Genomic DNA, 13,152 nt, shown 5'->3' with positions numbered 1-13,152 from the left:
CCATGGCAGTAAAAATCCTCTGGTACCTCACCACCCCCGACGGTCCCTATCCCTGGGAGCCCGAAGGCCGCTGGAAAACCGACTTCGAGCACCTCAAGCAACTGGCCATCGCCGCCGATCGCCTGGGCTTCTACGGCTCGCTGCTCGGCTCCAGCCCCAACGAAAGCCTTGCGGTATCGGCCGCGCTGATCGACGCCACGTCACGCCTGCGCTTTCTGGTCGCACAACACCCAGGCGAGCTGTCGCCTGCGGTGTTGGCCAAGTGGGCACTGACCTTCGACCAGTTTTCCAACGGCCGCTTGCTGTTCAATGTGGTCAACGGCAACGACGCCGGCCTGGCCACGCTGGGCGTGCATTACCCACACGATGAACGTTACGACTTCAGCCTGGAATACTGGCGCGCGTTCCAGGGCTTTTACGCGGGTGAAACGGCAGGCTACGACGGCCGTTACGTCAAGCTTTCGCCACGCTCACCTGCGGCGGCCAGCCACCCCCTGGGCGGTTGGCACCCACCCAAGCAAAAGCCTGGCATTCCGTTGTGGGGCGCGGGCACATCGGCGCCGGGCGTGGCCCATTCGGTGCAGTTACTTGACGTCTACTTGAGCTTTGCCGATACCCCGCAAAAGCTAGGCGACAAGTTCCGCAGGGTGGCCGCCGAGGCAGCAAAAATCGGCCGCGAGCTGACCTACGGCACACGCCTGCAAGTCATCGTGCGCGAGACCGAAGAAGAAGCCTGGGCGCATGCCGAACGCCTGCTGCAGCGCACCTCGCTGGCCACCGCCCGCGCGGCCATCGAGCGTCAATTGCCGGCAGGGCAGACCCTGGACACCTACGTCAGCGACGACCCGCGCATTCAGCGCAACCTCGACAGCATTCGCGCCGGGCGCCTGCCCACTGCCCGCGAGCTGGAGATCTACCCCAACGTCTGGCTGGGCCCCAGCCTGTTCGGCTTCAACATCCTTGGCCCGGCTGCGGGTACCTACCTGGTCGGCAGCGCCGAACAGGTGGCCGAGCGCATCCGCGAGTACGAAGCCCAAGGCACGTCGGCGTTCATCCTGTCGGGCTTCCCGCTGATCGACGAAGCCCACCGGGTGGCCGACCTGCTGTTCCCGCTGCTCGACCTGGACCACGGGTTCGAGGTGCCGCGCCTGAGCGCCCGCACTAAGCCGACCGTGGCCCAACCGGCGTAAGGAGAGGGTGATGAGTGAGTTTTCGCGCCGGGTATTTCTCGGCAACAGCCTGGCCGTCGGGGGCGGCCTGCTGCTCGGTGGCGGGCTGCTCAGCGGCTGCGATGGCGGCGCGCCCGCTGCCACGGCTGACGGTATCGCATTACCCGCCACGCCGGTACATGGTGGGCGGTTGCGCGTGGGCATCATCGACGGTGACCAGGCGGGCAACCTCGATGCGCACAAGCCGGTGGGCGGCGGCATCATCCGCGGCTGGGCGCTGTACGCCAAGTTCTGGGAATGGAACCCGGATGTCAGCACGCGCCTGGCCCTGGCCGAGTTCGCCGAACCGAATGCCGATGCCAGTGCCTGGACCATCCGCCTCAAGCCAGGGCTGGAATTTCACCATGGCAAAAGCATCACCGCCGACGACATGCTGTTCTCGATCCTGCGTTTGACCGACCCGCAGTTGGCCTCGCCGTTTGCCGGGCTGGTCGGCGCCATCGACCGCCAGGCGCTGCGCAAGCTGGATGCGCGTACGATCGAGATCCGCTTCAAGCAGGGGCAAAGCTTCTATCCCTTGGATGAAACGCTGATCAGTTTCGGCGGCATCGTGCCGACCGATTATCATCCGTTGACCAACCCGGTCGGCGCCGGGCCCTACAAGCTCAAAAGCTTCATCCCTGGCCAACGCTCGCTCTACACCCGCTTCGAAAACTACTACAAACCCAACCGCCCTTATGCGGATGAGCTGGAGATCATCGAATTCAAAGACCAGGTCTCGCGTGCGGCGGCCTTGCGCGCAGGGCAGATCGACGTGGCCAGCGGGGTGCAGGCCGAGCACAGTGCCTTGCTCAAGGCTGACCCGCGCCTGCGCCTGTACGCTTCGCCCAGCACCTCGTTTACCGGTTTCAACCTGAACCTGGCCAAGGCGCCATTCCAGGACGTACGTGTGCGCCAGGCGTTCCGCCTGCTCGCCGACCGGCAAGAGCTGGTGGCGCGTGGGCTCAATGGTTTCGGCCGTATCGCCAACGACCTGTATTCGCCACACGACCCGACCTACAACCACACGATCGCCCAGCGCCCGTACGACCTTGATCAGGCCCGTTCACTGCTGCGCCAGGCCGGGCAGGACGACTTGCGTGTCGAGTTGACCACCACACCAGGGCCAGGGGTAAACGCGGCGTTGGTGTTTGCCCAGCAGGCGCAGAAGGCGGGGGTGCAGGTCAAGGTCAACCAGGTCGACGGCTCGGTGTTCAATGGCCCACAGCGCGAGCAGTGGCAGCTGTCACCGGGTTCGACGCCGGCCCGCGGTTTCCTCGCCTCGGCGCTGCACAACGATGCGCCGCAAGCCATCTACAACCGCAGCAATTTTCACGACCCACGGTTTACCGAACTGTACGGCCAGGCGCTGGCGCAGCCCGACCTGGAGCGGCGCAAGGCCTTGGTGCATGAAGCCCAGGTAATCCAGCACGAACGTGGCGGGCTGTTGATCTGGGGTTTCTCGGACGTGCTCGATGCAGCGTCCGCCAAGGTCGGCGGGCTCGCCCCCGAACAGACCACCTTCGCCTCCTGGCGCTTCGACGAACTCTGGTTGAACCATGCCTGATCACGCTCACCGTTCCCCACGTACGCCGGCCTGGCTGGCCTGGTTCATTGGCCGTCTGGGCTACGGCCTGCTGACCGCCTGGGTCATCAGCTTGGTGGTGTTCATCGCCACCCAGGCGCTGCCCTCGGACCCGGCGCGGGTCATCCTTGGCCCCGATGCGCCACTGGACAGCATCGTGACCTTGCAGCGCCAGCTGGGCCTCGACCAGCCGATCCTGGTGCAGTACCTGCGTTGGCTGGGGGCGGCACTGCGCGGTGACCTGGGCATCTCGCTGGACTCGCAGGTGCCGGTGGCACAGCTGCTGTTCGGGCGGCTCGGCCACACCCTGGCCTTGCTGGCCGGCGTGCTGGCGCTGGTGGTGCCACTGGCGCTGATCCTGGGCGTGAGCCTGGCACTGCGCCGTGACCGGCTGCTGGACCGCTGGGGGTTGTCGGCCTTGATCCTGTTGAAGGCTACGCCGAGCTTTCTGCTGGCCATCGGCCTGGTGCTGTTGTTTTCCATGCCCGGCATGGGCTGGCTGCCGGCGGTGTCGATCCTCGACCCGCAATTGCCTTTGTGGCGGCAGTTGCCATCGTTGGTGCTGCCGGTGGTTGCCCTGAGCCTGTCGGCGCTGCCGTACCTGACACGGATGGTCCGCGCCTCGATGATCGAGGCGCTGGAGTCCGACTACGTGGTGGCCGCACGCCTGCGCGGTATACCGGAGCGGCGCATCGTCTGGCGCCATACCTTGCCCAACGCCCTGACTCCGGCCATCCAGGGCGTGGCGCTGACCCTGCGTACGCTGGTCGGTGGCGCACTGTTGGCCGAAGTGATCTTCAGCTACCCCGGCATCGGCACGGCCCTCAATGCAGCGATCCAAATGCGCGACCTGCCGATGATCCAGGGCGTGGTGCTGGTCATCACCCTGGCTGTGGTGCTGATCAACCTGCTGGCCGACCTGCTGACTGTTCTGCTCACCCCCAAGCTGCGCACCGCGCGCCGGGTCAAGATGATCCGCCGCAACCGGCGCGGCATTCGCCCGTGGTGGCGACGCGCACGCCGTACACCTGCCCAGGAGGCAACCCATGACTGAGACCCGCTGGCTGGCCGACCCGCAGGTGCGGCGCGGCGCCGTGATTACCGCGCTGGTGATGTTGCTGGCGCTGCTGGGCCCTTGGCTTGCGCCGCATGCGCCGACGGCCATGGTCGGGCCGGTGTATGGGCCGCCGACTGCCGGTGCGCCGCTGGGGCGTGATTTTCTTGGCCACGACTTGTTGTCTCGCTTGCTCAGCGGGGGCGTGTCGGTGCTGTGGATGTCGGTGGCGGCGGCCACCCTTGCGCTGGTGGTCGGCGGCAGCCTTGGGTTGTTGGCCGGTTTTTCGCGGCGCCGCCTGGACCAGGCGATCAGTTGGGCGGCGGATGTCTCGCTGGCTTTTCCGGACCTGATTCTGGTGTTGCTGATCGTCTCGATGCTCGGCCGTGCGCCGTGGCTGATCGTGTTGACCGTGGCCATCGCGTTTACCCCAGGGGTCGTGCGCCTGGCGCGTGGCAGCGCGGTGGCGGTGGCGGGCCAGGAGTTCGTCGAGGCGGCGCAGATGATGGGCTACTCACGTTGGCGCATCCTGTTCAGCGAAATCCTGCCGAACATCCTGACGCCGCTGCTGGTGCATTTCGGCAACATGCTGACCTGGGCGGTGGGCATGCTCTCGGGCTTGAGCTTCCTGGGTTATGGCGTAGCGCCGCCGGCGGCGGACTGGGGGCTGATGATCAACGAAAACCAGGCCGGCCTGCTGGTGCAGCCCTGGGCAGTATTGGCACCGGCGCTGCTGATTGCCGTGTTCGCCTATGGCACCAACATTCTGGCGGAAGGTATCGGCCGGGTCAGTGCACGTATTGGGGAGAAGCAACCATGACGGCGGCGTTGAAAGTCGACAGCGACGTGTTGCGAGTCAGCGACCTGCGGGTGCAACTGGCCGGGCAGGTCGATGTGCTGGCCGATGTCTCGTTCAGCCTGGCGGCGGGAGAGATCGTGGGGTTGGTGGGCGAGTCCGGTTCGGGCAAGACCACCCTGGCCACGGCCTTGCTGTGCCATGCGCGGCAAGGTGCGCGGATTACCGGCGGGCGCATTGTGGTGGCGGGGCAGGCGGTGCTGGAGCTTGAGGGCGAAGCCTTGCGCCTGGCGCGGGGCGGGTTGGTGGGCTACGTCGCCCAGGACCCGGCCACAGCGCTGAACCCGGCTCTGCGCATAGGCGCCTTGTTGCGTGAAACCGTGTTGGCGCATCAGCCCAAGCTGACTGCAGATGCATTGCAGCAACGCATCAATGAGACCCTGGTGGATGTCGGCTTGCCAGACGACGCAGCCTTTCTGCGGCGTTTTCCTCATCAGTTGTCCGGGGGGCAGCAACAGCGGGTGATGCTGGCACTGGCGTTTGTTCTGCGGCCTAAACTGATCGTGCTCGACGAGCCGACCACGGCGCTCGATGTGACCACCCAGGCGCATGTGCTGGAAACCCTCAAGCGCCTGTGCCGGGGGCACGGTGTGGCGGCGTTGTACGTGACGCACGACCTGGCCGTGGTGCGCGACCTGGTTGACCGGGTGATGGTGATGTATGCCGGGCGGCTGGTGGAGGTAGCAGGGCGCGAGACCTTGTTCAAAGCACCGGCACACCCTTACACCCGTGCCTTGCTCGCGGCCATTCCTGATATTGCCCGACGCCAGCCGCTGCAAGCCATCGCCGGCCATGCACCGGCGCCGGGGCAGCGGCCTGCGGGCTGCGCGTTTGCCCCGCGTTGTGCCAGGCGACGTGCCGAGTGTGCGGTAATCGAGCCTTCGCTGCTGGCGTTCGAGGGCGGTCAGCAAGTCGCTTGCCTGGCGCCCTACCGTGAGCCGCTGCCCCTCGGCGAGCAGGGTGTCGAGGTAGCAGCGGCGCCCAGCGCAGAGGTGTTGCTGGAGGTGCAGGGGCTGGATGTGGCTTACGACCGACAAGTGCTGTTCGATGTTTCACTGCAGGTAGCGCAAGGCGAATGCCTGGCGCTGGTGGGCGAGTCCGGGTCGGGCAAGACCAGCCTGGCCAGGGCCATCGCGGGGTTGGGCGAGAACGTTCAGGGGCAACTGCGTTACGGCGGCGAGCCGCTGGCGTTCACCGCGCGTCAACGGGATGCACGGCTGCGTCACCAGATCCAGTACGTGTTCCAGAACCCCTACCGGGCGTTGAACCCTCGGCAGACGATCGCGCAGACCCTCAGCGCGCCCCTGGCGCATTTCTTCGCTGTACGTGGCGATGAGGCGCGTCATCGGGTCGAAGCGGTACTGGCGCGGGTGTCGCTGCCGGCGCGTGTGGCCGATCTGTATCCGCACAGCCTGTCAGGGGGAGAACGGCAGCGCGTGGCGATTGCCCGGGCGTTGATCTGTGAGCCACGGCTGTTGGTTTGCGACGAGATTACCTCGGCGTTGGATGTGTCGGTGCAGGCGTCGATCCTGGCATTGCTGAGGCGTTTGCAGCGTGAAGGGCTGACCGTGTTGTTCGTCACCCATGACTTGGGCGTGGTGCGGGCGATAGCCGACCGGGTGTTGGTGTTGCGCCAGGGCAGGGTGGTGGAAGAGGGGGCGGCTGAGCAGGTGCTTGGGCGGCCTGTTGATGCCTATACCCGGACCTTGGTGGCGCATTCGCCTAGCCTGTCAGTAGGTTGAATTCTGCTGACGCGATCTCTGTAGGAGCGGCCTTGTGTCGCGAAAGGGCTGCGCAGCAGCCCCACGATCTAAGCATCGACGCTTAGATTGCTGGGGCCGCTTCGCGGCCCTTTCGCGACACAAGGCCGCTCCTACAGTAGGTTGGGGTATCACCCGACAAATCGCGCCTGCCGCCGCCGCACTTCCTCGCGCACCGCCGGAATCACCCAGCGCCCGTAATCCACCGTGTCGTACAACGGGTCATACCCGCGGTTGAGGAAGGTGCTCACCCCCAAATCGACATAATCCAGCAACGCCTGGGCAACGGTCTCCGGCGTGCCCACCAGCGCCGTTGTATCGCCATAAGCCCCCACCGCTGTCGCCGTCGGCATCCACAATGCCCGGTCATGCCGGTCCGCCCGGGCGGCGGCGGCGAGCAGGCGTTCGGAACCGGTGCCCTTGATGCGCTTCTGCCAGGGGCTGTCCGCCGCAAACTGCGGGTTGGCCTTGATCTGCGCGAGGATCTGCTCCGCGCGCTGCCAGGCCAGCTCCTCGGTGGCACCCAGGATCAGCCGCACCGACAAGCTCACCCGTGGCGCCGCCACGCCAGCGGCACTCGCCGCAGCCTTGAGCTTGGCGATCTGCTCGGCGACGCCGCTCAGCGGTTCACCCCACAGGGCATACAGGTCGGCATGTTTGACGGCGATCTGGTAAGCGATGTCGGACGAGCCTCCAAAGGAAATCGGGATATGCGGCTGCTGCAGCGGCTTAACCGGCGAAAAAGCGCCCTTGATGGTGAAGTAGCGGCCTTCGAAGTCGAAGGGCTCTTCGGCAGTCCAGGTGCGCCGGACAATCTCCAGGTACTCGTCGGCGCGCTGGTAACGCGCGGTCTTGTCCAGCAGTGTGTCGCCTTCTTGTGGCTCGGCCGTGATGCCGGTGATCGCATGCAGGCGAATGCGCCCGCCGCCGGTGGTGTGGTCGAGGGTGGCGAATGCCCGCGCGGCCACCGTCGGCGCGGTCAGGGCAGGGCGGTGGGCGATCATGAAGCCGAGGCGCTCGGTGTGCGCGGCCGCATAGGCGGCAATCTGCAGGCTGTCGGCACTGCCTGGGCCGCTGGCGATCAGTACCCGGTCGAAACCGGCATGCTCATGGGCGCGGGCGTGGTGGCGGATGAACGGCAGGTCGAAGTCGGGCGAGCGCACGCCGCGGGTCTCGGACCACTGGCGGGGGAAAATCATGCCGACGAATTCAATGGACATGGCGATGGCCTTTTACGTTGAGGAAGGGTCAGAACTGGTAATCGACCTGGGCCAGCAAGGTGCGCCCAGGCATGGGTTGCAGGAAGGTGTTGGTCGAGCCGGCCAGGCCGCTGACGAAATTCAGTTCGTCGGTGACGTTGAGCATGCGCAGCGTCACGCCCCACTGTGGCTGGCGGTAATACGCGGCAAGGTCGAGGTTGTATTCGTCGGGCACCTTCACCGTCTTGCTCAGGTTCAGGTACCAGCTGCTGGTCCACCAACCAGAGAGCTCCACGCCGAACCCGGAATCGAAGCGGTAATCGACATAGCCGCCGGCGTTGTACTCAGGAATCTGCACCGCATCGAACTTGCCGGACGGGCGCTGGTTGAGGCTGTTGTTGTCGCCGAACACGGTGCCGTTGTCGGGGATGAACCCTGCGGAGGCGAACCCGGCCTGGCTGGTGAACTCGTTGTAGGCACTGATGCGGCTGAGGTTGAGGCCGCCGCGCAGGTGCGGGTCCTGGTAGCGCAGGGTTGCTTCCCAGCCTTTGACGATCAACCGGGCGATGTTGTTGTTGCTGTCTGGCGACTGGTCGCGCGCCTGCTTGTAGGCGGCCAAGGTGAAGAACAACTGGTCGGGCATGGCCTCGACCTTCAGCCCCACTTCGTGCAGCACGCTAAGGCTCTCGAACGCCAGCGGGTTGAGCTGGTTGGCCCCGGCGCCACTGCCCCAGCCCAAACCATTGGTGAAGAACCCGGTGTTGACGGCGAGGGAGCGGTCGAAGGTGTAGTACAGGGTGCTGTTGTCGGTGGGTTTGAAATAGGGGCTGACCTGTACCGAGAACAACCGGTAATTGTCCGAGTCCTTGCGCGGGTTGCCGCCGGCGAGCACGAAGGGGTTTTCGATACGGGCATCGATCCAGCTGCGGCTGGCCCCCACGTTCAGCCCCACGCGCTCGCCCAGGCGCAGGTTGTGCTGGCTGAACAGGGTTTGGGTGGTCCAGGTGCTGTCGGCGGTGTAGGGCGCCACCGATTCAGCGTACAAACCGTGCCCTGCCGGGTACATGGCGGGCAGGTTGAGCCAGCCATAGTAATTGGACAACTGTGGCACGCCGGGCCGGCCGATCCAGGCTCCGTTGCCACCGGCGGGGTTGCGCCCACTCAGGCCGAGCAGGTCGCCAGGGTTTTTCAGCGTCGGGTCGAGGGCGAGGTCGTAGGCGTTGATGGTGGAGCCAAAATTGTTGTTGGCGGCGATCGACTCGTTGGTCTCGCGGCGGTAGATCAGCCCGCTGTTGCTGTCGTCGACCAGCGTCAGGCCGCCCAGCTGCCATTGGCCACGGGCGCGGAACTCGAAGCGGTTGTCGAAGATGTCGTCCTTGCCCTGCACCTGGAACGCGCCCACCGCGTCGGTGGTGTCGGTGGAGTGCTGGTAGAAAGTGCTGTTGGCCAGGGTGATCGACGGGGTCAGGTCGCCCTCGACGCGCAGTTGTGTGGTGAAGCGCCGCGAGCGGTTCTGGTCCTGCGCGCGCTGGCCGGTCTGTGACGACAGCGAGGTCTGGCCATTGCCTGCCAGCGACGGGTCGTACACCCAGCCGCGCAAGCTGCCTGGGCTGGCCTGGGTATTGGGTGAGGCGCCCTGGAAGCTGCCATCGACCACCTGGTACTGGCCCTGCGCGTTGCGCTGGCGCTGCACCCAGCCAAGTACCTGGGCATCGCTGGCACCCGATGACAGCACCGGCGACCACAGGCTGTTGCCGTTCTGGATGATCGGCGTGGCGCGCCCGGCGTTGTACCTGCCGTGGTCGACCAGGTCTTGGGTGGCGCGGTTCCAGCCGTGGGTGATGTTGTAGTCGTAGTAGTCGTCGTACGCGGCGTTCCAGTCCACCCGCAGGTTGTCGTTGCGCCAGGCGAGGGCGCCGTAGAACGCGTCGAAGTTGTTGTCGACGTTGTCGTAGAAGGTTTCCTGGCGCTGGCGGGTGATGCTGACCCGGTAGGCCAGGCTGTCACTGAGGGGGCCGGTGTTGTCGATGCTGAATTGGGTGGCATCGCGTGATTCGCCATCGGGGATCCAGCTGCCGATTTCGCCACTCAGGCGGGTGCGGAAGCGGTTGAAGTCGGGCTTCTTGCTTAGGTAGTTGATGTAGCCGCCGCTGCCACTGACCGAGCCGTAGGTGACCGACGAAGGCCCGGCGACGATGTCGGCGCCTTCGTAGGCGTTGAAGTTGGCGGGGTGGCGTACGCCGTAGGCGCGTTGGCCATCCTGGAACACCTCGGAGCTTTGCCCGCGCATTTGCGGGGCGATGCCGGCGTTCTGGCCGCCGCCACGGGTGATGCCGGGGGCGTATTTGACCAGGTCGTCCGAGCTCTGGATCGGGTCGCGGGCCAATTGCTCGGCGTTGATCTGGGTGACCGAGCGTGGGGTGTCGAGGACTTTGCTTTCCAGGCCGCCGTAGATCGAGGCCGGTGGGCGCGTGGGCAGGGCGTCGTCGTCAGCCTGTTCGGCTTGGACGGTGACGGTTTGCAGTTGGGTGTCCTCGGCGTAGGCCAGCGGTACGCTGGCGGCCAGGATGGCCAGTGCCAGGGCGCTTGGCTGGAATGTCGGGTGCAGCAAGGCAACGCGGAGCATGGGGCTGAGCCTCGTTCTGTTCGGGAATGGGAAAAGCGAGGGCGCAGCCGCGCCTGCGGTTATTGGGTGCCTATGGCTCCCACAGAAGATTGTGCTGGCCCAGCGTTTAGCTCTTGAGCCACAGGCTCTCGAACCGCCAGGTACTGAACAGCGATTGCTCCGCCTGCGCCCCACCGACCCGTGTGCTGACACTGTCGAGCAAGTCGGCAAAGCCCCAGATCAGCATGCCGCCCCGTTCGTACTGGATGCGTTGGGCGCGGTGCACCAGGGCTTTGCGTTTTTCAAGGTCGGGCTGGGCCATGGCAGCGAGGAAGGCCTCGCTGAATGCCGGGTCGTGGAAGTGGGTCTTGTTGGCCACGGCGAACGGCGCGTCGGTATGAATGGCGCTGGCCAGAAACGGCGCACCGATGCTGCCCCCAGTGCTCAACGTCCAGTCGTCGCGTTGCGGCCCCTGGAACGTCGCCAGGTCGACTTGGCGCACCGTGATCGTCACGCCGATGCGCCGTGCTTGTTCGGCCAGCACCAGGGCCGAGGCAAGCCCAGGCCCTGGGGTCGTGACCAGTTCCACCTGCAGGCCTTCGCGGCCCGCGTCCTTGAGCAATTGCGCCGCCCGTTGTGGGTCATGCGGCCGTGGCCCGAGGCTGTGGTCGAAGGTGGGGTCGAAAGGGGCGTACAGGTCGTTGGCCACCCGGCCCTGGCCATTGAGTGCCCGGCGCACCAAGTCCTCTCGGTCTGCCAGCAGGCGAAACGCCTCACGCACCCGCGGGTCGTTGAAGGGCGCTTTGGTGGTGTTCATGTCGAACGACAACCAGTTGCCACTCACCGACTTCAGCAGGCGCAGGCGTGGGTCGGCCTGCAGCACTTGCAGGTGCTCGGTGGACATGACGTTGGCCATGTCGATCTGCCCGGCGCGCAAGGCCGCCAGGCGGCCGGTCTGGTCCTTGAAGTCGATGATCTCCAGTTCATCGGCATACGGTTTGCCGGGCTTGTAGTAATTGTCGAAACGGGTGAACAGCGAGCGCTGGCCCGGGGTGAAACTTTTGAGTTTGTAAGGGCCGGCACCGACCGGGTTGGTGACCGGGTGGTAGTCCACCGGCACGATGCCGCCGAAGTTGACCCACGTCTCGGGCAACGGCAGGTAGCTGCGGCCTTCGCGAAAAGCCAGGCGCACGGTGCGATCGTCGAGCTTGACCAGGTTGTCGCGGTCGACCCAGTGCAGCAGCGCCGCATAGGGCGAGGCCAGCTGCGGGTCGGTCAGGCGCCTGATGGAGAAGATCAGGTCGTCGGCGTCGATGGTCTTGCCGTGGTGAAACTCCAGCCCAGGCTTGAGCCGCAACGTCCAGCCGCTGGCGTCGGCGTTGGGCTCGGCGAACTCGGCCAGGGCCAGGCGCGGCTGCATCTGCTCGTCCCACTCCCACAGCTTGCTGTACAAGGCAAAGCCGCGGACGATGCCGCTGCCGACCGGTTTATGAGCGTCGAGGTTGCCGCTTTGGTTGCCATCGATGATGCCAAGACGCAGGCGCCCGCCATGGCGTGGCTGATCGGCAACCGCGTCGCCGGGGCTGTCGCTTGGGCCGCAGCCGGCCAGCAGCCCACCGGCCAGTACGCCGGCATGGCCAATGAAGGCGCGCCGGCTCAATGGGTAACCGTCCCAGGCCATGGCGTCAGCCCCCGTTGCTGGCGTGCAGTTGCACGGGGGTGGGCGCCGGGCGGGCGAGGGCGGCGCGCTGGCCACGGAAGTGCGGCAAGATATGCTCGCCGAGGCGGTAGGCTTCTTCCAGGTGCGGGTAGCCGGCAAGGAAGAACAGGTCGATGCCGATGCCGTGGTACTCGCGGATACGCGCCACCACGTTGGCGTAGCTGCCGACCAGCGCGCAGCCTGGCGGGATGCCGATATAGCCGAAGCCGGTCCACACGTTGGGGTGGATGAAGAAATCGTCGAAGGCCTGCTGCTCGTCCTTGTCGCTGTAGCCGTGCTCGTAGCTCAGCTTGCGTGCGGTGCGCAGGCCCGCGTGGGCGGCGCGGGCCTTGACCGTGCCCTTGGCCACGCCTTCGTCGAAGAAACGTTTGGCCTCGGCCCGCGCGGCCTCTTCGGTCTCGCGGGCAATCACGTCGATGGACAGGCCGAAGCGAATGTCGGTACGTCCCCACTTCAAGGCGCGGGCGCGGATGTCGGCGATCAGCGCGGCGATCTCGTCCGGGTGTTCGGCACGCATCAGGTAGAAGTCCGCATGCTTGGCGGCGAACTCGCGCGCAGCTAGCGAAGAACCGGCGGTGCAGATCAGCGGCAGCTCGGCTTTTTTCAGCGGCCCGCGCAGCCCGCCGCCCTCGGCACGGTAATAGGTGCCCTCGTAGTGGAATTGCTCGTTGTGCCAGTAGCCGCGTACCACGTCCATGAACTCGGTGGCGCGGGCGTAACGTTCGTCGTGGCTCTCGAAGTCGCCGACCTGGCGCTGGAGGGCGTCGGAGCCGCCGTTGATGATGTTCCATACCAGCCGGTTGCCGGTGGCGCGCTGGTAGGTCGCGGCCTGTTGCACGGCCACCCAGGGCGTGTAGTGATAGGGCTGGAACGCGGTGACGAACTTGAGCGTGCGGGTTTCCCGTGCCAGCAGCGAGCACACGGTCCACGGCTCTTCGCCGGTGGGCGCATTGACCATCAGTGCGCCGCCGAAGCCGTTGATTTCCGCAGCGCGGGCGATTTGCCCGAGGTAATCGATGTAGGTGAAGTGATCACCTACCGCGAACCCGGAAACCGCACCGCTGCTATCGCCGCCTGCGTGCCAGTCGCCGCGGTTGCGTGGGTCGCCAGGCAGGTACTGGGTTTCGCCATGCAGTGGCAGGCGGGTGAAGAATTCGATGCTCAT

Annotated in this window: 9 protein-coding genes; 5 read left to right on the top strand and 4 right to left on the bottom strand. The window is 65.9% G+C overall.

What is annotated here, in order from left to right:
* The first annotated feature begins 2 nt into the window (after positions 1-2).
* The 5 genes from QOS90_RS15270 to QOS90_RS15250 are packed head-to-tail and all read left to right on the top strand — an operon-like array spanning position 3 to position 6,445.
* The gene (locus QOS90_RS15270; protein ID WP_027593756.1) at positions 3-1,190 is read left to right on the top strand and encodes an LLM class flavin-dependent oxidoreductase; all 1,188 of its coding nucleotides are present in this window, start codon (positions 3-5) and stop codon (positions 1,188-1,190) included.
* 10 nt (positions 1,191-1,200) lie between these two features.
* Positions 1,201-2,775, top strand: coding sequence for an ABC transporter substrate-binding protein (locus QOS90_RS15265; protein WP_027593755.1), 1,575 nt, complete (start codon positions 1,201-1,203; stop codon positions 2,773-2,775).
* Positions 2,768-3,847, top strand: a complete 1,080-nt coding sequence (locus QOS90_RS15260) for an ABC transporter permease (RefSeq protein WP_085273315.1) — start codon at positions 2,768-2,770, stop codon at positions 3,845-3,847. Before QOS90_RS15265 ends, QOS90_RS15260 begins: the two co-directional genes overlap by 8 nt.
* Positions 3,840-4,667 carry an ABC transporter permease gene (locus QOS90_RS15255; RefSeq protein ID WP_027593753.1) on the top strand — a complete coding sequence of 276 codons (828 nt, stop codon included), beginning with the start codon at positions 3,840-3,842 and terminating at the stop codon, positions 4,665-4,667. Before QOS90_RS15260 ends, QOS90_RS15255 begins: the two co-directional genes overlap by 8 nt.
* Positions 4,664-6,445, top strand: coding sequence for a dipeptide ABC transporter ATP-binding protein (locus QOS90_RS15250; RefSeq protein WP_085273316.1), 1,782 nt, complete (start codon positions 4,664-4,666; stop codon positions 6,443-6,445). The genes QOS90_RS15255 and QOS90_RS15250 overlap by 4 nt, the downstream gene beginning before the upstream one ends.
* Positions 6,446-6,594: 149 nt before the next feature.
* Here QOS90_RS15250 and QOS90_RS15245 read toward each other — a convergent pair whose 3' ends face one another.
* The 4 genes from QOS90_RS15245 to QOS90_RS15230 form a co-directional block, all read right to left on the bottom strand.
* A complete protein-coding gene (locus QOS90_RS15245) occupies positions 6,595-7,683 on the bottom strand; it encodes an LLM class flavin-dependent oxidoreductase (RefSeq protein ID WP_027593751.1) in 1,089 nt (362 codons plus the stop codon).
* A 28-nt stretch (positions 7,684-7,711) separates the two neighbouring features.
* Positions 7,712-10,288, bottom strand: a complete 2,577-nt coding sequence (locus tag QOS90_RS15240; protein ID WP_027593750.1) for a TonB-dependent receptor — start codon at positions 10,286-10,288, stop codon at positions 7,712-7,714.
* A gap of 106 nt (positions 10,289-10,394) precedes the next feature.
* Positions 10,395-11,948 carry an ABC transporter substrate-binding protein gene (locus tag QOS90_RS15235; RefSeq protein ID WP_027593749.1) on the bottom strand — a complete coding sequence of 518 codons (1,554 nt, stop codon included), beginning with the start codon at positions 11,946-11,948 and terminating at the stop codon, positions 10,395-10,397.
* A 4-nt stretch (positions 11,949-11,952) separates the two neighbouring features.
* Positions 11,953-13,152, bottom strand: a complete 1,200-nt coding sequence (locus QOS90_RS15230) for an LLM class flavin-dependent oxidoreductase (protein ID WP_027593748.1) — start codon at positions 13,150-13,152, stop codon at positions 11,953-11,955.

The sequence above is a fragment of the Pseudomonas sp. LAIL14HWK12:I10 genome (genome assembly GCF_900184205.1).
GTDB classification, from domain to species: domain Bacteria; phylum Pseudomonadota; class Gammaproteobacteria; order Pseudomonadales; family Pseudomonadaceae; genus Aquipseudomonas; species Aquipseudomonas kermanshahensis.
This window is presented reverse-complemented; position numbering and strand designations above follow the sequence as displayed.